The following is a 21,105-nucleotide window of genomic DNA, read 5'->3' as shown; positions in this document are numbered from 1 at the left end:
TGTTCGCCGACGCACTCGACGAAGGAGCCGCACCGTGCCCGGTCCCGCCCAGAACCCGTCCTCCACCGTCCCGCTGCACCGCCGCGGCTTCCTGAGCGTCCTGGCTTCGGCGAGCGCGCTGCCGCTGCTGGCCCCGCTGGCGGTGGCCGGTACCCGGGCCACCACGACCGCCTACGTCGGCAGCATGACCTCGTCCGCACCGGCCGGGCGCGGGTTCGAGGTCGCGAGCTTCGACGCGGCGACCGGGCGGCTCGCCGCCACCGGCGTCGTCGAGGGCGTTCCGGACGCCTCGTTCTTCGCGTTCTCCCCCGACGGCCGCGTGCTCTACACCACCAACGAGCGGCAGCGCGGCTCGGTGACCGCGGTGGACCTCGCCGAGGCGGGCGCCCCGGTGGTCCTCGGCACGACGGCCACCGGCGGCGCGGGTCCCACCCACCTGACCACGCATCCCGACGGGCACCTGCTCACCGCCAACTACACCGACGGCACCGTCTCGCTGCACCCGCTGCGCGCCGACGGCTCGGTCGGCGAGGCGACCGACCTGGTGCGCCACGAGGCCGCCGAGCCGCACGCGCACCAGGTGCTCGTCGCCCCGGACGGGCGGCTCGTGGTGGCCGTGGACCTCGGGGCGGACGCGGTGTTCGTGTACGCGATCGAGGGCGGGAAGCTGGTGCGGCGCCAACGGCTCGACGTGCCGGGGGGAACCGGGCCCCGGCACCTGGCCTGGCATCCGGACGGCACCCGCGCCTACCTGCTCGCCGAGCTGGGCTCGACGATCACCGTGCTGGACTGGGACGGCGCGGCGTTCACCGCCGGGCAGGTGATCGGCACCCGGGACGAGGGCGCGACCGGGGAGAACTTCCCCGCCGAGATCGCCGTCTCCGGCGACGGCGCGCACGTGTACGCCTCGAACCGCGGCGACGACGCGATCGCGGTGTTCGCGGTCCGCGAGGACGGCCTGGAACGCCTCGCCAGCACCCCGACCGGCGGGCGGTGGCCGCGGCACTTCGCGTTCGCCCCGGACGGCTCGGCGCTGCACGTGGTGAACCAGCGCTCCGGCACGATCACCCGGCTGCCCCGCGACGCCGGTACCGGGCTGCTCGCCCCGGCCGAGGAGTCGGGCGCGTTCGCGGGCGCGGTGGTGCTGGCCTTCGGCGCCTGATCCGGGGCTGCGCCGAACGGTTCAACGGCGCTCGCGTTCCGGTCGAACCCCTGATTTCCGCCCCTGCCGGGCGGGTGAGATCACTACTCTCGGACGTTCGCATCGGGGAAATCGGGGGCCCGGATGGATGAGAACACCACTGTCGCGGTGAAGGACCTGCGCTCGCGGATCGGGGCCCGGTGGCGGCGCGCCGGCCTGCTGTCCCCGGCCGGCGAGCAGCCGATCTTCCACCTGGTGCGGACCGTCGAACCGGACCAGCTGACCGCGCAGCTCGACGAGCACCTGGGCAGCGGGGTCCCGCACGTGCGGGTGCGCGCCGACCAGCCGCTGCCGGACGACGAGCTGGCGCGCTCGGTGACCATGCGCGAGGAGCTGCTGGACAGGATCGCCCTCGGGCTGGGCAGGCACGACTCCCGGCGGTGGCAGGGGCGCATCCGGTTCCGCCGCTACGCGCTGGCCAGCTACCTGCTGCAGCACAACGAGGAGCCGCCCGAGCCGGACGAGGTGCCGAACCGGCAGGTCCGCGACCTGCTCGGGACCTACGTGCGCGGGCGGTTGTTCGGGCTCAAGCACCGTGCGAACGACGCCGAGCCGAACGGGCGCGACCCGCTGAACCGGCTGGAACCGCTCGGGCTGCCCTGGTACCTGATGCTGCCGGCGGCGCTGCTGTCCTGGATCGTGCCGCCCGCCGTGCGGCGCGGGGTGGTGCTGCGCCGCCCCGCGCGCTGGTTCCTGCGCCAGCACTACCTCTCCCCCCGCGAGTCGGCGGACTTCCCGAGCTTCGCGCAGCGGTTGCTGAGCACGCCGTCGGTGCACGAGAACGCCGTCCAGGTGCGCAAGTTCCTCGTGCACGCCCTGCTGGAGGACCTGGCCGAGGCGTACGCGCGCAGGCTGTGGCGCTGGCGGTGGGTGCGGCGGGACACCTACCCGGTGCTGCTGCTGCAGGGAGTCGCCCCGGGAACGACCGGGGAACTGCTGATCAGCTTGATCAACGACGTGCGCAACGAGACCGGAGCCCGGGACCCGCTGCTGGTCGTCGCCAGCGGTCCCGAGGAGCTGCCGCACAGCGCCCCTCCCGCCGAGCCGATCACGGTCAAGAACTGGCAGGACCGGCTGCTGGAGGCGCGGCGGAAGCGCTCCCCCACCGCCTGGTACCTGCCGCTGCGGGTGGCGAACCCGCCGACCGGCGTCGAACCTGGCCGCGCCTTCCCGCGCGGCCAGTTCCCGATCCGCACCACTCGCTCGCGGGTGCTGCGGGTGGTGCCTGCCGCGCTGGTGGTGACCGTGCTGGCCGGAGCCGGCGGCTGGTACCTGCGGGAGCGGGCGGAGCACTGCGGCCAGCCGCTGCCGTGGACCGAACCCGGCCTGAGCTGGGTCGACCCGGACGGCTTCGGCGGCACCGAGGGCGAGTGCGTGGGCCTCTCGGCCGGGTACGTGTTCTCCCTGCCCGACACCCCCGCCGACCGCACCCGCGCGGCGCTCGCCGAGCAGCAGCAGCGGATCCACGAGCTCAACGAGCTGGCCGAGGAGGCGCACCGCGGTGAGCCCGCGCTGCCCTACGCCACCGTCGTCTACTTCAGCGTCCTGACCACCGCCAACTCCGATTCGACCACGCTGACCGCGGCGCTGGAGGAGCTGCGCGGGGTCGCCGACGCCCAGGACCAGTCCCGCAGCGCCCGGCTCCCGCTGCGGGTGCTCATCGCCAACGGCGGTGAGGGGATGCGGCGCGCGTCCGAGGTCGCGAGGCGGATCGGCGCGTTCGCCCGGGACGCCGACGCGATCAACGCGGCCTCGCGGGGCGAGCCGCAACGGCCGGGGGCGGCGCGCGAGGCGACCTCTCCGGTGGTCGGCGTCGTCGGGCTCGGCGGCAGCCGCAGGACCACGAAGGAGGCCGTCTCCGAGCTCGGCGCGCACGGGCTGCCGAGCATCGGGATCACCACTTCGGAGGACTCGATGTGGCGGTCGAGCAAGCTGTACTTCCAGGTCGCGCCCCCGAACCGCGACCAGGCGCGGGTCGTCGGCGAATACCTCCAGCACCACCTCGATGCGCCCGCGCGGCAGGTCACCGTCTACCGCGACCCGGACGACGACTACAGCCGGAACCTCGCCGCCGACCTGCACGAGGAGCTCGCCGAGGTGCGCGGGTTCCCCGGCGTCGCGGTGACGGACGATCCGGACGAGGTCGCGAACACCTGCGGGCGGGACGCGGTGGTGTTCTTCGCGGGCCGGTCCGAACAGCTCAACGAGCTGCTCCAGGCCCAGGCCTGCGACCCGGGAGACCGCCCCCGGCTGATCGCGGGCGACGACATCACCAAGTACGTGCTCGACGACCGGGTGCGCGACCACCCGGACTTGCGGCTCGACTACGTCTCGTTCAACAAGCTCCAGCACTCGGGCAGCACCAGCCAGGGCCGCTCCGCGCTGGCGCGGGACGCGATGGACCTGCTGGGCGGCGCGATCAGCGGGTTCAAGGACGACCCGCTGCCGCTGAACGGGCTCACCACGTGGAACGAGCTCTCGCACGTCCGGAGCCTGCCGCACGGGACCACCGGTGCGATCGTCTACGACCGCACCGGACCGGACCCCTGGGCCGGCCAGGTGCCGGTGCACAAGGCGATCACCATCGAGCGCATCGACGGCGCCGCGACCGAGAGCCGGACGCTGCTGGTGTGCGGTGACCACCTGGCGAACCGCAACCGGCCCACCGGGTGCACCTGGCTCGGCGGATGAGGGCCCGTGCCCACCCGGGGTCCGGGTGGGCACGGGGCCGGGTCAGCTCTGGCCGAGGATCGGGGCCAGGAAGCGGCCGGTGTAGCTGTCCTCCACCTGCGCGACCTGCTCCGGGGTGCCCTGCGCGACGAGCGTGCCGCCACCGGCGCCGCCCTCCGGCCCGAGGTCCAGCAACCAGTCGGAGGTCTTGATGACATCGAGGTTGTGCTCGATGACGATGACCGTGTTGCCCTTGTCGACCAGGCCGTTGACGACGCCGAGGAGCTTGCGGATGTCCTCGAAGTGCAGGCCGGTCGTCGGCTCGTCGAGGATGTAGACGGTCTGGCCGGTGGAGCGCTTCTGCAGCTCGCTGGCCAGCTTCACCCGCTGCGCCTCGCCGCCGGACAGCGTCGGCGCGGGCTGGCCGAGCCGCACGTAGCCGAGACCGACGTCGACCAGGGTGCTCAGGTAGCGGTGGATCGACTTGATCGGCTCGAAGAACTCGGCGGCCTGCTCGATCGGCAGGTCCAGCACCTCGGCGATCGTCTTGCCCTTGTAGTGCACCTCCAGCGTCTCGCGGTTGTAGCGAGCGCCCTTGCACACCTCGCAGGGGACGTAGACGTCCGGGAGGAAGTTCATCTCGATCTTCAGGGTGCCGTCGCCGGCGCAGGCCTCGCAGCGGCCGCCCTTGACGTTGAAGGAGAACCGCCCGGGCTGATAGCCGCGGACCTTCGCCTCCGTGGTCTCGGCGAACAGCTTGCGGATGCGGTCGAACACGCCGGTGTAGGTCGCCGGGTTCGACCGCGGGGTGCGGCCGATCGCGGACTGGTCCACCTGCACCAGCTTGTCCACCTGGTCCACGCCCTTGATCCGGGTGTGCCTGCCCGGGACCTGCCGCGCACCGTTGAGCTTGTTCGCCAGCACCGAGGCCAGGATGTCGTTGACCAGCGTGGACTTGCCCGAACCGGACACCCCGGTGACCGAGATCAGGCAACCGAGCGGGAAGGAGACGTCGATCTTGTGCAGGTTGTGCTCGCGGGCGCCGACCACGGTCAGCTGCCGCTTCGGGTCGCGCTTGCGACGCTTCGCCGGCATCGGGATCGTCTTGCGCCCGGCCAGGTAGTCGCCGGTCAGCGAGTTCTCGTTGTCCAGCAGCTCCTTGTACGGCCCGCTGTGCACGACCTTCCCGCCGTGCTCGCCCGCGCCGGGGCCGATGTCCACGACCCAGTCCGCGCTGCGCACGGTGTCCTCGTCGTGCTCGACGACGATGAGCGTGTTGCCCAGGTCGCGCAGCCTGCTCAGCGTCTCCAGCAGCCGGTGGTTGTCCCGCTGGTGCAGCCCGATCGAGGGCTCGTCGAGGACGTAGAGCACGCCGACCAGGCCGGACCCGATCTGGGTGGCCAGCCGGATGCGCTGCGCCTCACCGCCGGACAGCGTGCCCGCGGCGCGATCCAGCGACAGGTAGTCCAGGCCCACGTCGAGCAGGAAGCCCAGCCGCGCCTGCACCTCCTTGAGCACCCGGCCGGCGATCATCTCCTCGCGGTGGCCCAGCACCAGCGAGTTCAGGAACGCGGCGCACTCCCGGACGCTCAGCGAGCTGACGTCGGCGATGGAGAGCTCGCCGTGCTCGGTGTTCTCCATCGTCACCGCGAGGATCTCCGGCTTGAGCCGCGTCCCGTCGCACGCGGGGCACGGGACGTCCCGCATGTAACCCTCGTACTTCTCGCGGGCGTAGTCGGACTCGGTCTGCTCCAGGCGCCGCTCCAGGAACGGGATGACGCCCTCGTAGGCGGCGTAGTACGAGCGCTGCCGCCCGTAGCGGTTCTTGTAGCGCACGTGCACCTGGTCCTCGGTGCCGTGCAGCACGGCCTTCTTGACCTTGGTGGGCAGCCGGTGCCACGGGGTGTCCATCCGGAAACCGACGGACTCGGACAGGGAGGTCAGCAGCCGGGTGAAGTACTCGGCGGTGTGCCCGCCCGCCCACGGAGCGATGGCTCCCTCGCCGAGGGACAGCTCCTCGTCCGGGACGACGAGCTCCGGGTCGACCTCCTTGCGGATGCCCAGGCCCGCGCACTCGGCGCAGGCGCCGTAGGGCGAGTTGAACGAGAACGAGCGCGGCTCCAGCTCGTCGACGCCCAGCGGATGACCGTTCGGGCAGGCCAGGTGTTCGGAGAACTTCCGCTCCCGCTCCGGGGAGTCCTCCTCGACGTCGACGAACTCCAGCAGCACCAGCCCGTCGGCGAGCCGCAGCGCGGTCTCGACCGAGTCGGTGAGCCGCTGCTTCGCGTTCGCCTTGACCGTGAGCCGGTCCACGACGACCGCGATGTCGTGCTTCTCCTGCTTCTTCAGCGTCGGCGGGGAGTCGAGCTGGTGGACGGTGCCGTCCACCCGGGCGCGCGCGTAGCCCTGCGACTGGAGCTGCTCGAACAGGTCGACGTACTCGCCCTTGCGACCGCGGACCACCGGAGCCAGCACCTGGAACTTGGTGCGCTCGGGCATCGCGAGCACCTGGTCGACGATCTGCTGCGGGGTCTGCTTGCTGATCGGCTCACCGCAGGTCGGGCAGTGCGGCTTGCCCGCGCGGGCGTAGAGCAGGCGCAGGTAGTCGTAGACCTCGGTGATGGTGCCCACCGTGGACCGGGGGTTGCGGCTGGTGGACTTCTGATCGATGGACACCGCGGGCGAGAGCCCCTCGATGAAGTCCACGTCGGGCTTGTCCATCTGGCCGAGGAACTGCCGCGCGTAGGCCGACAGCGACTCCACGTAGCGCCGCTGGCCCTCGGCGAAGATGGTGTCGAAGGCCAGGCTGGACTTGCCGGAGCCGGACAGGCCGGTGAACGCGATCAGGCTGTCGCGCGGCAGGTCGATGTCGATCCCGCGCAAGTTGTGCTCGCGGGCGCCGCGAACGACGAGGCGGTCGGCCACTGTGATCCCTTCGGAGTCTTCTCGCCGGTTCGGTTCGCCCGCCGGCACCGGGCCACGGCATCACCCACCGCAGCCCCTCGGGCGACCCGGGCTCAGCCCTCGAACGGGACGAATCCCCTGTTCGATCGGCCCGGGAGCGGCGGCTGCGCGGTTCGGCGCGGCCGCGCTCGGCGGTGGTCGGACGTCGCGCGGCCATGCTATGCCGGACCCCCGACAGTTCCGCGTCGTCCCTCGTCGCGCCGCGTGCCCCCGGACCAACGCCCGCGGAGCGGGCTCTTATTCCGGTGCCGCAATAGCACGTCCGCGACCGACGATACGCAAATTCCCCCGGATTGGGCACTGTCGGGCGACACACCCGTGGGCCTACTCTCGGGGACTCCCCTGCCGTTTCCGGAGCAATTTCCTGCACACTTCAAGGAATCCGATGGCTGACACCGTTCTCGGCGCCGGTGGCACGCACGTGCCGAGCGGCACCGCGCACACGACCGACCAGGTCACCGCCGCCTTGGCCGCGATCGAACGCGGCACCCAGCGCCTGCTCGACGTCGGCGAGTCGCTGGACGACGCGAGCGTGCGACGGGCCAGCCTGCTGCCCGGCTGGAGCCGCGCGCACGTGCTCACCCACCTCGCCCGCAACGCCGATGGCCTGCTGAACCTGCTGATCTGGGCGAAGACCGGCGCCGAGCACCCGATGTACGCGAGCCCGGCCGACCGGGACGCCGACATCGAGGAGGGCTCGGAGCGCGGGCACCGGCTGCTGCTGGAGGACGTGGTCGCCTCCCACGGCCGCTTCGCGCACGCCGTGCGGACCCTGCCGGACTCGGCGTGGACCGCCGAGGTCATCGGCCGCGAGCCGATGCCCGCGCACCACGTGCTGCGCAAGCGGCTGTTCGAGCTGTGGGTGCACCTGGCCGATCTGGACGGCGGCTTCGGCTTCGAGGACATCCCCGAGCCCGACGTCGAACAGCTGCTGGAGGACGCCGTTCAGCAGTTCGGCGGCAGGTCGGACGTGCCGGCGGTGACGGTGGTCGTCGACTTCCAGGGCGCTCGCACCCGGTCCTGGGAGCTGCGCGGCACCACCTCGATGCCGGTGCAGGTGCGCGGGACGCCCGGGGCGATGCTCGGCTGGCTGCTCGGGCGAACCGGGGACGAGGCGCTGGAGGGCGCGGCCCCCGCCCTCCCGGTGTGGCTGTGACCCGCGTGACGCGAGCGGCCCCGCCCGGGGGCGATAGAGTTCCGGCGTGGAGGCACACGAGCAGTACACCGGCCATGTCGAACCCGGCGGCGCCCCCGCGAAGCGGGTGCTGGACGCGCTGACCGTCACCAAGGTGTCGGTCGGTCCGATGGACAACAACGTCTACCTGCTGACCTGCCGCGGCACCGGGGACGCCCTGCTGATCGACGCCGCGAACGAGTCGGACCGGCTCGCCGACCTGCTGGGGCACGACGACGACCGGCCGCGGCTGCGCACCATCGTCACCACCCACCGCCACGGCGACCACTGGCAGGCGCTCGGCGCCCTCGCGGGGCAGACCGGCTGCTACACGCTCGCGCACCCGGACGACGCCCGGGAGCTGCCGGTCCCGCCGGACCGCCTGGTCCGCCACGGCGACACCGTCGAGGTCGGGGACGTCGTGCTGGAGGTCATCCACCTGCGCGGCCACACCCCCGGCTCGATCGCCCTGCTCTACCGCGACCCGTCCGGGCATCCGCACCTGTTCACCGGCGACTCGCTGTTCCCCGGCGGCGTCGGCAAGACCGGCTCGCCGGCGGACTTCACCTCGCTGCTCGACGACGTGGAGAACCGGATCTTCGCCGAGCTGCCGGACGACACCTGGTTCTACCCGGGGCACGGCGACGATTCGACCCTGGGCGAGCAGCGCCCCCACCTCGCGGAGTGGCGCGAACGCGGCTGGTGAACACCCCTTCCCGAAGGGCCGCCCGGACCCCGGGCGGCCCTTCGCGCGCGCTGGGGCTCGGCCGGGTCACCCGGTCGCACCTCGTCCTCTCCCGGCGGCTCCGGGACGATCGAGGGGCAACGCGGACCCCGGGGGGCGGCGGGGCCTGATCGCGGGTACCGCACTCCCCGAGATCCGGCGAACCGCCTAGGCTCGGGAGATGGCGAGGTACTACGACGTGCATCCGGACAACCCGCAGCGCCGCACCCTCGGGCAGGTGGTCGGCATGATCCGGGACGGCGGGGTGATCGCGTACCCGACGGACTCCTGCTTCGCCCTGGGCACCGGGCTGGACAACAAGGACGGGGTGGAGCGGATCAAGTCGATCCGCAAGCTCGACGATCGGCACCACTTCACCCTGGTGTGCGAGAACTTCGCGCAGCTGGGCCAGTTCGTGCACGTCGACAACTCGGTGTTCCGCGCGATCAAGGCGAGCACGCCGGGCAGCTACACCTTCATCCTGCCCGCCACCAAGGAGGTGCCGCGCAGGCTGATGCACCCGAAGAAGAAGACGGTGGGCATCCGGATCCCGGACCACGTCACGGCGCAAGCGCTGCTGGCGGAGCTGGGCGAGCCGCTGCTGTCGAGCACCCTGCTGCTGCCGGACGAGGAGGAACCGCTCACCCAGGGCTGGGACATCAAGGAGCGCTTGGAGCACCAGGTCGACGCCGTGCTGGACTCCGGCGACTGCGGGGTCGAGCCGACGACCGTCATCGACTTCTCCGGGGGCGAGCCGGAGATCGTGCGCCGCGGAGCGGGAGACCCCGCCCGCTTCGAGTGACGACGGCCGGCAGCGGATGCCGGGGAGAGCCCCCACGCCCTCCCCGGCACCGCTCGGCCGGGGCGTGACACCCCGGAACTCCACCGGCCGCCGTCCGGCTCCGAACCCGGGTCCGCCCGGGATCGGCTGGCCCGGACAGCGCCGGTTCGGGCCTCGACGGGAGTTCCCGCACCGAGGCCCGGGATGATCAGCCGTTCGCCGGGACGCCCGGAGCAGGGGCGGGCACCGGCACGCCCGGCGCGGGAACGCCCGGAGCCGGAGCCGGGATGCCGGGAGCGGGGCCCCAGCACGGGACGGTGGGCAGTTCGGGGAGCTCCTCGGCGGTAGCGGGAGCGGTGTTCTCCGCGCTCACCGGCCGGACCCCACCCTCCGGGTCGCCCGCGGGAATGCCCGGCCGGACCCCACCGTCCGGGTCGCCCGCGGGAATGCCCGGCCGGACCCCACCGTCCGGGTCGCCCGCCGGGATGCCCGGCCGGACCCCACCGTCCGGGTCACCCGCCGGAATGCCCGGCCGAACCCCGCCGTCCGGGTCACCGGAGGGGATGCCGCACGGAGGCAGCGGAATCGCCGGGGCGGACTCCACCGGAGTCGGAACGGACTCCGAGGCGAAGGCGGTGCCCACGCCGCCGAGGCTCAGCACGGCCGCACCGGCCACGATGATCGCGGCGCGGGAAGTGCGCTTGATCCGCATCGTTGGAACTCCTCTGGATCGGGTGAACCGCGGTGTGTTTCCGCGATGACGCATACGATGCCGATCTCCGCTGAAGCGGAGCTGAAGCATCCTGAAGCTCCCTTCAGGATCGAATGGCACGATGACCCGATGCGGGTGCTCGTCGTCGAAGATGAACGTCGCGTGGCTGAGGCGCTGCGCACCGGGTTGGAAGCCGAGGGCTGGGCGGTCGACGTCACCGGTGACGGCAACGACGCCCTGCGGCTCACCGAGGAGTTCGAGTACGCCGCGATCCTGCTGGACATCATGCTTCCGGGGCTCAACGGCTACCGGGTGTGCGCGCGGTTGCGGGCGGCGGAGAACTGGACGCCGATCATCATGCTGACCGCGAAGGACGGCGAGTACGACGAGGCGGAAGCGCTCGACGCGGGCGCGGACGACTACGTCACGAAGCCGTTCTCCTACGTGGTGCTGCTCGCCCGGCTGCGCAACGCGATCCGCCGCCGCAGCACCGCGCGGCCGCCGATGCTGCGCGTCGGCGATCTCGTGCTGGACCCGGCCCGGCGCAGCTGCGTGCGCGCGGGACGTGAGATCTCCTTGACCAGCAAGGAGTTCGCGCTGCTCGAAGTGCTCGCCCGCAGCCAGGGGCAGGTGGTCTCCAAGCGCAGACTGCTGGAGGACGGCTGGGACTTCGCCGCCGATCCGGACGTCAACCTGGTCGAGGTGCACATCAGCGCCCTGCGCCGCAAGATCGACAGCCCGTTCGGGCGCCGCAGCATCCGCACGGTGCGCGGACACGGCTACCGCCTCATCGCCGAGGGCGTCCCCGATGCGTGATCGGCTTCCGCTGCGCGGGCTGTCGATCCGCGCGCGCACCACGCTCACCGCGACCGCGATCGTCGCGCTCGCCGTGATCGCCATCGGCGGGCTGCTCGTCGGCTACCTCAACGGCAGGCTCAACGAAGAGCTCGACGCGGCCCTGCGGGAGCAGCTCGACGCGGCGAGCGCGTCCATGGTGGCGGGCAGCGGCATCCCGGAGGAGCCCACCGGCACGGTGCGGGTGCGCGCCATCCCAGCCGGTGAGCCAGGGACGGTGCCGTTGAGCCCGGACGCGGACGATTCGACTCCGGCCGGCCCGCCGGAGTCCGGAGAGCTGGCGTATTCGGACCCCGGCGTGCCGGTCATCCCGGGAAGTCCGCCCGAGACCGGGGTGCTCGACACCGACGACCCGGCCCCGGTACCACCCGGGGCGGATCCCGTCGAACCGCTGTCCCCCGGGCCGATCCCGGCCGGGGCGGAGTCCGTGGCGCCGCTGCGCACCGCCACCACCACCGTCGCCACGCCCAACGGGACCCAGACGCTCATCGCGAGCGCCTCCACCCGCTCCGTGCAGCGCGCGACCGAGACCGCGGCGACGGGTCTGCTGGTCGGGATGCCGCTGCTGCTGGCCGTCGTCGCAGCGCTCACCTGGTTCAGCACCGGCCGCGCGCTGCGCCCCGTGGAGGCGATCCGGCACGAGTTCACCCGCTTGTCCGCCCAGGACCTGCGCGGCCGGATGCCGGTACCCGCCAGCGACGACGAGATCGCGCGACTGGCGCTGACGCTCAACGACACCCTCGACCGCCTGGACGACTCCGTGCGGCGGCAGCGGCAGTTCGTCGCCGACGCCTCGCACGAGCTGCGCAGCCCGCTGGCCGCGTTGCGCACCCCGCTGGAGGTGGCGCAGGCGCACCCGGACCGCGCGCACTGGCCGAGCATCGCGGAGGGAACGCTCGGCGACCTCGACCGCCTGGAGCGGCTCACCTCGGACCTGCTCGCGCTGGCGCGCATCGACGGCATCCCGCACACCGAGGGCCGGGAGCTGGATCTCAGCTCGCTGGCCGCCGACACCCTGGAGCGCAGGCCGCCGACCCACGTCGAACGGCGCGCCGAGCTGGAACCCGGCATCGCCGTGCACGGGCACCGCACCCACCTGTCCCGGCTGATCACGAACCTCCTCGACAACGCCGAGGCCCACGCCGAGCACCGGGTGACGCTGCGACTGCGCACCGAGGACGGTCAGGCCCGCCTCGACGTCCTCGACGACGGCCCCGGCGTCCCCGCCGAGTCCCGCGAGCACGTGTTCCAGCGCTTCGCCCGCCTCGACACCGCCCGCGCCCGCGAACGCGGCGGCGCCGGGCTCGGCCTCGCCCTGGCCCGCGAGATCGCCGCGCTGCACGAGGGCACCCTCGTCATCACCGACTCCGACCGCGGCGCCCAGTTCACGGCCAGGTTCCCCCTGGCGGAGTCGTGATCGGCACCGGGAGGCCTTCCGAACCGACGCGGCGCTGATCCGGGCTCTCTCGCTTGTCAGGTGTTCGGCGAGGAACCCGATCAGCTGTGGTCGCCGCCACCCGGTGCTGGCTTGGCATCAGACGGCGTGCTCGGTTTGCCGGAGCCCATCGCGCGGATCCCGCGACAGCGAGGTCAACCCCGCGCGTTTCGCAGGTGCCCCCGCGTCGCTTCGACCATCATGCCCGCATCACCGGGCGAGTGAGCTTCGAGCGCGAAACCAGAACCATCCCCCAGCACCAACGCACACCCCGTCGGCCGCCCCCTCACACTCACGACCTCGCAATCCACGATCTCCTCCCACCCCAACGAGAACCAGGGCGACACCACCTCGCAGCGCAACGGCACCCCAGGCGCATTACCCCCGAACTCCTCCGGCACCGCACCCACCAACGCCCGGCCGACATCCCCCCACCCGTGCCCCAACTGGCGCCACCCACCAGGCCCGGTGTCCGCCCGCTCACCCCTGGACGCCACCAGGACCCCGAACCGCTCCGACGTCAGCACCCACAACACGCGCGTGATCGAACACCCCTCCGGAGGCGCCGTCCGCGCCCAAGCCCTCGCACGACAATCCGGACCCGGCCCGAACACCGTCAACCCCTGCACCGGCGACGACGAACCACGCCCGCTGTCCTCACCGCCCCCGAAAATCCCGGTCAGCGCGGCAGCCCCCACCGCAGCACCAGCCGAACCGACAGCACCCCGCAACCTCCTGCCCAACCCAGGCTTCGGCGCCCCGAACTCATCACAACCAGCAACCCGGAACACCATGCCCCGCGTCCACAACGCCCACACGACCCGCTCCCCCGGCCCGCACCACCACCGCCGAGCAGCCAACGACCCACCGAGCACCCCGGACACCGACATCCATACCTCCTGCCCATCGGCCAGTTCAGCGGGAGTCGGGGAGCTTTGCACAGTCCTCGGCGCCCGCGTTGAGCGGTTCGTTCGATAGCTGGGCCTGCTGACCATCGCCGAACCGGGAGCCCTGCCCTGCGACAGCACGAGGAACGGCCCGCCTCAGCGACCGGCTCCGCCGCCCCTCTCGCGACAGCTGCTGATCCAACAACGACGAATCAGGTTCGCCCGCTCCGCAGGAAGCCCTGAACCGCCTCCGCCATCATCTGGGATTCCGCCGGCAAACGAGATTTCAGCAGGAAACCCGAGCCGTCAGCCAGGGTCACCGCGCACTGCCCACCTCTCGCGCCGGTCACCGGCTGACAGCCGGTCACATCCGAACGCTTCAACTCGAACCATTCCCCGAACCTCTCCGAGAGCAACGGCTCCCCCGGCGAGTTCGGCCCGAAACCCTCCGGCTCGCCACCAACCAGCTCGCGCCCCGCCCCGGCCAAGCTCTTGCCCCACTGCCGCCAGCCGGTTCCCTCGGAAACAGTCCGCAGCTCATCGTCCAACGACGTCAGCACCGCGAAGCGATCGGGCGTCAACACCCACACCTGCTTGAGCGTCGAACCCCCACCCGGCCCAGCGAGGTTCTGCAAGCGCAACGCCTCACACTCCGGATCCCCACCGACGACCGTGAGATCAGGCGACCTCACCACGGTCCGCTCGTGAACCCGGCTGTCCTCCCCACCTCCGAACAGAGCGGTCTCAGCAACCGCGACCACGGACAACCCAGCCATTCCGACCGCACCGACGAACGACCGCTTCCGCCCATCCCGCTGATCCGACCGCAACGGCAGGCCGTACGCATCGCATCCGTCCACCCGGAACTCGGTGTCCTCCACCCATCTAGCCCACACAACGGGCTCACCAGGCCGACACCACCACTGCCGGGCGGTCAGCGCCGCACCGAGCCTCTCCGACACAGACATCAAGTTCCTTCTTCCCAGATCGCGAACCCGCGCTCCGCGGCAGCCTGGCACTCCTCCGAGCTCGACGAGCCCTGAGCCTGGCCGCCTCCCCGCTGCGCGCCTCGCTCCACGTGGGCGATGGCCGTTCTCCTCGCCCGTTTCAGCTCAGAACCGCGAGAAGACATGACCACGTCGCCCCGCACATCTCGCCTCCGGCCATTCGCGTGGCCGCCATCAGTCACATAGCGAAACAACTCGGAGAACTGGCCGCACGTCCACCGGATCTGCCCCACAGCTACTCGTTCAACGACGACAGATCAGCCACACCGGGTTCCCATGAAGCCCTGAACCGCCTCCGCCATCATCCGAGCATCCACCGAAGAACCCACATCAAACGCAAAACCCGAACCATCCTGCAACGTCAACACGCAATAAGCCAAACGCCCCTCCATCACCGCATCACAACCAACGAAATCGCCCGGAGAAAAACTGAACCACTCCACCATCCGCTCCGGATCCATCCGCTCCCCCGGAACATTCCGCCCGAACTGCTCCGGCTCAGTCCCCGACAAAATCCGCCCCGCCCCACTCAAAGTCCTCCCCCACTCCTGCCACGCACTCAGCTCCTCACGCAACATCGGATCCGGCCGCCCCACCGGAATCAACACAGCCATCCGCCCCGAAGTCAACACCCACACCTGACGAACCGCCATCCCACCCGGCGGCTCCGGAGACTCCTGCAACTGAACCGCACGACACTCCGGCGAACCACCCAACATCACCAAATCACGCCGCTGCGGCGATTCCCCGCGCGGCGGCCGCCCGCCATCACCACCCCCGAAAGCCATCATTCCCGCGATAGCCAGAGCCGACAGCCCGGCCTTGCCCACCGCACTCCCCACCGAAGCACCCAACGACTTCCGCTCCCGCGGAGGCAACGGGAAACCGTGCTTGCTGAGCCCCTCCACCCGGTAGCCCTGGGTGTTGGCCTGAAACGCCCACACCACCGACTCACCCGGCTCACACCACCACCGCCGAGCCACCAACGCCGCCCCGACATTTCCCGACACGGACACGAAACTCACACCCCCCAAACGTTGAAACCGCGCTCAGTAATCACATCGCGATCCTCCGCACCCGATGCAACGGGTAAGAGCGGCTGGACGGCGTGGACTTCGCCCTGATGGTGACGTGCGAGCACGCCGGATCCATTCTCGAACTGAACGCGCGGGAACGGCACTCGTGGGATGGTTCACCACTCCATCCGAACGCTCCCGCCCCGCCCGAGCCGGATTCCCGGTCAGCCCTCGCCCCTGTGATCGGCTCCGTCACCGGACGCGGCTCATGCCGCTCCGTTCGCACGGACCCGGGCCGAGCGACCGGGTCGCCCGTTCCCCGCGATCAGCGGGAGGCGGGGAACTCGTACGAATAACCCTCGGCGCCCGCGTTGCGGATGAACAGGCAGGAACCGTCGCTGAAGTCGATACGCAGGAAAGGAGAGCGCGGCACGCTGCGGCCCAACGGCGCCCAGCTCATCGCCCCGACGCGGGACAACGGCACCTCGAAGTGCGAGACGGCCACCTTCGCGTCCTTGCGCGACGCCAGGCTCTCAGCGGTCTTCTGCACCTGGGCGGCGGCGGCCTTGGCCTTGCCCAGCCACCCCCCGCCCCCCGCTTCGACCGGGCGCTCCGCGATCTTGCCCTGCTCCACCACCACGGCCAGCCGCGACGAGCTCAGCACCACGAACGCCACCCCCGGCATCACCGCAAGGTGATCGACGAATCGGACCGCGTCCAACTCCGGTCCCGCACCGAACGCCCACCACATCACGGAAGGATCGTCGGCCCACTCATCGTCGAGAAAAGCACCGGAGGACACGACCTCGCTCGGCAACGGCCACGCCGGATCATCCACAGTGGACGGAGTTACATCGGAGCGGGGCTCGTGCGGCAGCTGGACCTGACCGGCCACCACCGAACCGGCATAACCCTGCTCCGGCAACAGCAACCAGATCAGCGACTCGCCCTCAGCGACCCACTCGGCATCCAGCTTCGCCTGCCACTTCTCCCGCAGCAGCTGCTGGTTCAACAACGTCAGATCAGCCACGCCCACTCCCCATGAAGCCCTGAACCGCCTCCGCCATCATCCGAGCATCCACCGAAGAACCCACATCGAACGCAAAACCCGAACCATCCTGCAACGTCAACACGCAATAAGCCAGACGCCCCTCCATCACCGCATCACAACCAACGAAATCGCCCGGAGAAAAACTGAACCACTCCACCATCCGCTCCGGATCCATCCGCTCCCCCGGAACATTCCGCCCGAACTGCTCCGGCTCAGTACCCGACAAAATCCGCCCCGCCCCACTCAAAGTCCTCCCCCACTCCTGCCACGCACTCGGCTCCTCATGCAACGCCGGATCCGGCTGCCTCACCGGAATCAACACAGCCATCCGAGTCGAAGTCAACACCCACACCTGATCAACCGCCATCGCACCCGGCGGCTTCGGAGACCGCTGCAACTGGACAGCACGACACTCCGGCGAACCACCCAACATCACCAAATCGCGCCGCTGCGGCGACGACCCCCGCGGCGGCCGCCCGCCATCACCACCCCCGAAAGCCATCATTCCCGCGATAGCCAGAGCCGACAGCCCGGCCTTGCCCACCGCACTCCCCACCGAAGCACCCAACGACTTCCGCTCCCGCGGAGGCAACCGGGCACCGTAGTCGCTGAGCCCCTCCACCCGATAACCCCGGCTCTTGGCCTGAAACGCCCACACCACCGACTCACCCGGCTCACACCACCACCGCCGAGCCACCAACGCCGCCCCGACATCGCGGGAAACCGACATCTCGCGTCACTCCTCAGCTGCTGAAGCCGCGCTCGGTGTCCGCCTCGCGCTCGGCTGCGCTCGACGGATCCTGCGCCTTGTCGTATCCGAACTTCACGCCCTGCTCGACGCTTTCGCTAATTCCCGCCCGCGCGCCCTCGTGAAATACCGCGTCCTGCCAACGATGTTCACCACTGAGCCCCACAGCGCCGAGACCTGCCTGCGTGAGATTAGTGGCCAACGCCTGCTCGCCGGTAACCGCCTCCAGATCTCCGCTCATCGACACCTGCCGAGCGAACCGGTTGCCCGTGGAGGAGGCAATGTTCGCCCGCTCGTGGGCGGCCCGGGCTAGCACCTCTTCGAGGTGGTCAGCCGCATCAGGAACTCCCTCGGACACTTGCCGTCGAGTTGTAGCGACCGCCTCCTCCGCCTCTCGGAGAGGCTTCGTGTCCCCGCGTGTGGCGATCTTCGCGATGGGGTTCCCGTCGATCTGGCGGGCGACCCACTGCTGGACCGTGCTCCCTTCGCGAAGGTCGTTCATCTTCTCGACGACCTTGCGGAGGGGCCCGCCGCGGAGCCGCTTCAGCAGGCCCTCCAGCTGCGTGATCAGGGGGTGCAACTTGTGCAGGAGGTCGGCGACCTTGGTGCCCAGGCGGGTTCCCGTGATGGCGATCTGGGAGGCGGTGAGGCCGGACGCGGCGGCGAGGGACGAACCCGCCGTGATCCAGGAGGCGGCCAGCGCCGCGATCCACTCGATGATGAGGCCCATCACGAGTTCCTGGATGATGTCGATGACCATCTCGACGAACATGTCGAACAGGTCGGCCGCGAGGTTCAGGATCTGGGTGAGACCGCGGATCTCGGAGGCGAAAGCGCCCGCTCCGGCGGAGAACTCCGTCATCTGGTTCCGGAAGGCGTCCCCGGCCCGACCCTCCCAGACCGGCTTGGTGGCCTCGGAGCGCTGCTGCTCCTGCTCCCCCAGCCCGTCCAGCCACTCGGCGACCTGCTCCCAGCCCTTCCCGGTGCTGCGCATCTGCTCCGGGTCGCCCACCGCCGGTTCGAGGACGAACTCCACCAGCGGGCTGATCACCAGGGACACCAGGAAGCCGAGACCGTTGTCCATGAAGGCCTTGCCCGGGCTGGTGATCATCTCCAGCTGTTCCAGGCGGGCGTTCACGGTGGCGATCGCGATGTCCGGGGGGTTGTCGGCACGAGCGAGGTCGCCGCTGGCGGAGGCCGCCGACGACCCGTACTCGGTGGTCTGCTCCAGGTAGCTCTTGCCGGGCCCGCCCGCGCCGTTGACCGCGCCGAGGGAGGCGGGGCCGCCGCCGGCGACCCGCATCCCGCTGAGGTCGATCTTGCCCAGGTCGTCGGCCTGGGCGCGGTCCATCTCCTCGTAGTCCGTCGCGCAGACGCGCACGGCCTGGGAGATGTGCTCCATGAAGCCACCGGCCCGGGTGGCCAGGTCGCGGCACTCCTCCAGGGAGCTGAAGTAGCTCATGGCCATGAGCTCGCCGAGCGGGCCGAAGCAGTCGTCGCTGACCCGCGCCTGCTCCAGCACCGAGGCCAGCTGGTCGAGGTGCTGCGAGACGCCCTCGGAACCCTGGCCGTGCGCGGTCAGCGCTTGCGGTGCGACGTTCAGTGCCACGCTCGTTTCCCCAGGCATCCGGTCCGTTTCCGTCCGATCGTTGATCAATCGGCGCGATACTACTGCGACGATCTCGGACGTTGGTCCGGTTCCGGGAAAGTGCGCGCCGGAGGTGGTCGGGCCGCCTCCGGCGCGCGGCGGGGCTCAGCCCCAGATGTCGGCCGCCCACTCGGGATGGTCGATGAACGGGTTCCGGTTGTGCTGGAACTCGTCGAAGATGACCTGGTTCCGGTTGCGCTCGAAGTCGTCCGGCGGGTCTTCGGCGCTCCACTCCAGCAGCACCGACTGGCGGCCCATGGCGGGCGCGCTGCCGTTGTCCACCTGATCGTTGAGCTCCAGGTCGGGCGCGCCGTCCTCGCCCTCGTAGCGGACCGCCATGTACATGATCATGCGGGCGACGTCGCCCTTGACCTCGTCGCGGGGTTCGAAGGAGTCCTCGTCGGTGAAGTTGCCCTCGGCCTCGTCGACCGGGTCGCCGCCCATGTCGAAGTCCTTGTTGCCGCGCTCGGAGTTCACCGACACGTCCGTCGGGCGCAGGTGGTGCACGTCGGTGCCCGGCCCCACGGCAGTGCCGAAGTCGCCGTGCGACTTCGCCCACGTGTGCTCGCGGTTCCACTGGTCGGCGCCCCCGCCGTTGGAGTCCTTGCTCTGGGAGCGGCCGCTGTAGAGCAGGACGACGTTGTCCGGGTTCTCCGGGTCCTGGTCGGTGACCTTGAGCGCGTCCCAGACCTCGTCGTAGGTGATCTGGTCGTTGGTGCTGATGATGTCGTTGAGGGCCGTCTTGAGCTCGTCACCGGTCTTGCCGAGCGCCGGCTCCCAGTAGGTGTCGTCGTAGGCGCTCGCGCGGTCCGCCACGTCGAGGCCGGCGGGCGCCGCGGTCGCGGGAAGGGGCAGCACCACGGCCAGCGGCAGCGCACCCAGGACGGCGAGTCGTTTCCAGCGGGAATTCAGCACGGGCACGGTCCTCTCCCGGAAGACCGGCGTCACGCGCAGCGTGAATTGCGGTGACGCCGCGTCACGAAATCACGGTCAAGGACGAAGTCTTGCACGCAAATCGCCACTGAAGAGTGAAACATTCAGGGCAATCACGCGTCCGCACGATGGACCAATGATTACCGGTCTCGCGAAGAGGTTCCGGGAAAACGGGAAAACCGGTGACGGAGCGGCACCGGTGTCACCTCCGCGACGCCGCTGGAGAGCGGCTCAGCCGCCGTCCTTCCAGCTGGTCGGGGCGATGACGTGCAGGGCGTTGCGGGCCACCGAGAAGCTCTGCGGAGTGTTCGCGACCAGCTCACCGTCGACGTTGATCGGCAATTCCTCGTCGGTGCGCACCTCGACCTCGGGAGTGCGCAGGTGCGTCACCAGCGAGCTGTCGGCGGAACTGCCGGTGCGCAGCTCCCGGGCCATCGACAGCAACCGCAGCGGACTCCCGTTCCGCATCACCGAGATGTCCAGCATCGCGTCGTCGATGCTCGCGTCCTCGGACGCGAGCTGGCCGCCGCCGAAATAGCGCCCGTTGGCCACCGAGATCTGCAGCAGATCGTCGAGCTCCACCGGCTCGTGATCGCCCTGCGGGAATTCCAGCCTCGCCGCGAACGGCCGGTGCTTCCGCAGCGCCCGCGCCGTGGCCACCGGGTACGCCAGCGGGCCGACGCGACGCTTGAGCGCCGGTGACATGTGCTCGGCGACGGACGCACCCAGACCGGCCGAGGCCCGGTTGACGTAGTAGTTCCCGCCGCACAGCCCCAGGTCGACGTCCACCACGTGCCCGCGCGCGATGGTGCGGCAGGCGCCCTCCAGCTCCGCCGGGATGTGCATGGTGCGGGCGAAGTCGTTCGCGGTGCCCAGCGGCAGCAGCCCCATCGGCACCTCGCGGTGCGCCAGCACGTCCACCACCGAGCTCACGGTGCCGTCCCCGCCGCCGAGCACGATCAGGTCGTGGCCGGAGTCGATGGCGCCCTCCACGACCTCCAGCAACCGCGAGAGGTCCCGCAACGGGTGGACGGCACCCAGCGGCACGTCCAGCGCTCGCAACAACTCCTCCGCTCGCGAGCAGGCGCGGGCACCCGAGCGGGAGTGCGCGTTGACGATCAGGGCTGCCTTCGTCACGTTGCCGTCGTTGCGGATGACGCCTCCTCGTTGTTCCCGATGCAGGAGGCTACCCGCGCACCCCACCCGCCCCACCTCTCATCCCGGTGACCACGCTCACTCGGACCCGGACGCCAGCGGACCCCGCCGACCATCGGGCGCGGCGGGGTCCTCCGGGTTCGG

The 21,105-nt window shown here is 70.8% G+C and carries 16 protein-coding genes; 7 read left to right on the top strand and 9 right to left on the bottom strand.

Going from position 1 to position 21,105, the window contains the following annotated elements:
* The first annotated feature begins 34 nt into the window (after positions 1-34).
* Positions 35-1,162, top strand: coding sequence for a lactonase family protein (locus ACL03H_RS13110; RefSeq protein WP_412811470.1), 1,128 nt, complete (start codon positions 35-37; stop codon positions 1,160-1,162).
* A gap of 123 nt (positions 1,163-1,285) precedes the next feature.
* A complete protein-coding gene (locus ACL03H_RS13105; protein WP_412811469.1) occupies positions 1,286-3,892 on the top strand; it encodes a type 1 periplasmic-binding domain-containing protein in 2,607 nt (868 codons plus the stop codon).
* Between the two features lie 42 nt (positions 3,893-3,934).
* Here the strand turns inward: ACL03H_RS13105 and uvrA are convergent, their stop codons facing one another.
* Complete coding sequence (gene uvrA, locus ACL03H_RS13100; RefSeq protein ID WP_412811468.1) at positions 3,935-6,796, bottom strand: excinuclease ABC subunit UvrA; 2,862 nt, start codon at positions 6,794-6,796, stop codon at positions 3,935-3,937.
* 424 nt (positions 6,797-7,220) lie between these two features.
* On the opposite strand from uvrA, the gene ACL03H_RS13095 reads away from it, so the two are divergent.
* From ACL03H_RS13095 to ACL03H_RS13085, 3 genes are all read left to right on the top strand, one after another.
* Complete coding sequence (locus ACL03H_RS13095; RefSeq protein WP_412811467.1) at positions 7,221-7,991, top strand: maleylpyruvate isomerase family mycothiol-dependent enzyme; 771 nt, start codon at positions 7,221-7,223, stop codon at positions 7,989-7,991.
* Between the two features lie 46 nt (positions 7,992-8,037).
* A complete protein-coding gene (locus ACL03H_RS13090) occupies positions 8,038-8,715 on the top strand; it encodes an MBL fold metallo-hydrolase (RefSeq protein WP_412811466.1) in 678 nt (225 codons plus the stop codon).
* A gap of 199 nt (positions 8,716-8,914) precedes the next feature.
* Complete coding sequence (locus ACL03H_RS13085) at positions 8,915-9,535, top strand: L-threonylcarbamoyladenylate synthase (protein WP_412811465.1); 621 nt, start codon at positions 8,915-8,917, stop codon at positions 9,533-9,535.
* Positions 9,536-9,722: 187 nt separating this feature from the next.
* Here the strand turns inward: ACL03H_RS13085 and ACL03H_RS13080 are convergent, their stop codons facing one another.
* Positions 9,723-10,226: a hypothetical protein gene (locus ACL03H_RS13080; protein ID WP_412811464.1), complete on the bottom strand. Its 504-nt coding sequence runs from the start codon at positions 10,224-10,226 to the stop codon at positions 9,723-9,725.
* A 129-nt stretch (positions 10,227-10,355) separates the two neighbouring features.
* Here ACL03H_RS13080 and ACL03H_RS13075 point away from each other — a divergent pair, with 129 nt between their 5' ends.
* On the top strand, positions 10,356-11,042 hold the full coding sequence (locus ACL03H_RS13075; protein ID WP_412811463.1) for a response regulator transcription factor: 687 nt from the start codon (positions 10,356-10,358) through the stop codon (positions 11,040-11,042).
* On the top strand, positions 11,035-12,498 hold the full coding sequence (locus ACL03H_RS13070) for a sensor histidine kinase (RefSeq protein ID WP_412811462.1): 1,464 nt from the start codon (positions 11,035-11,037) through the stop codon (positions 12,496-12,498). The genes ACL03H_RS13075 and ACL03H_RS13070 overlap by 8 nt, the downstream gene beginning before the upstream one ends.
* A gap of 1,117 nt (positions 12,499-13,615) precedes the next feature.
* On the opposite strand, the gene ACL03H_RS13065 is transcribed toward ACL03H_RS13070, so the two are convergent.
* The 7 genes from ACL03H_RS13065 to ACL03H_RS13035 form a co-directional block, all read right to left on the bottom strand.
* Positions 13,616-14,284 carry a hypothetical protein gene (locus ACL03H_RS13065; protein ID WP_412811461.1) on the bottom strand — a complete coding sequence of 223 codons (669 nt, stop codon included), beginning with the start codon at positions 14,282-14,284 and terminating at the stop codon, positions 13,616-13,618.
* A 383-nt stretch (positions 14,285-14,667) separates the two neighbouring features.
* The gene (locus tag ACL03H_RS13060) at positions 14,668-15,357 is read right to left on the bottom strand and encodes a hypothetical protein (protein ID WP_412811460.1); all 690 of its coding nucleotides are present in this window, start codon (positions 15,355-15,357) and stop codon (positions 14,668-14,670) included.
* A gap of 394 nt (positions 15,358-15,751) precedes the next feature.
* Entirely contained in the window at positions 15,752-16,456 is a 705-nt protein-coding gene (locus ACL03H_RS13055; protein ID WP_412811459.1) for a hypothetical protein, read from the bottom strand.
* The gene (locus tag ACL03H_RS13050; RefSeq protein WP_412811458.1) at positions 16,449-17,207 is read right to left on the bottom strand and encodes a hypothetical protein; all 759 of its coding nucleotides are present in this window, start codon (positions 17,205-17,207) and stop codon (positions 16,449-16,451) included. The genes ACL03H_RS13055 and ACL03H_RS13050 overlap by 8 nt, the downstream gene beginning before the upstream one ends.
* A gap of 13 nt (positions 17,208-17,220) precedes the next feature.
* Positions 17,221-18,834 (bottom strand): WXG100 family type VII secretion target, encoded by a 1,614-nt coding sequence (locus ACL03H_RS13045; RefSeq protein ID WP_412811457.1) that lies wholly within the window; start codon positions 18,832-18,834, stop codon positions 17,221-17,223.
* A 144-nt stretch (positions 18,835-18,978) separates the two neighbouring features.
* Complete coding sequence (locus ACL03H_RS13040; protein ID WP_412811504.1) at positions 18,979-19,689, bottom strand: endonuclease I family protein; 711 nt, start codon at positions 19,687-19,689, stop codon at positions 18,979-18,981.
* A 348-nt stretch (positions 19,690-20,037) separates the two neighbouring features.
* Positions 20,038-20,943: a lipid kinase gene (locus ACL03H_RS13035; protein ID WP_412811456.1), complete on the bottom strand. Its 906-nt coding sequence runs from the start codon at positions 20,941-20,943 to the stop codon at positions 20,038-20,040.
* Positions 20,944-21,105: the final 162 nt, after the last annotated feature.

Origin of the sequence: Saccharopolyspora antibiotica (assembly GCF_047200635.1) — a bacterium.
GTDB lineage: Bacteria > Actinomycetota > Actinomycetes > Mycobacteriales > Pseudonocardiaceae > Saccharopolyspora_C.
This window is presented reverse-complemented; position numbering and strand designations above follow the sequence as displayed.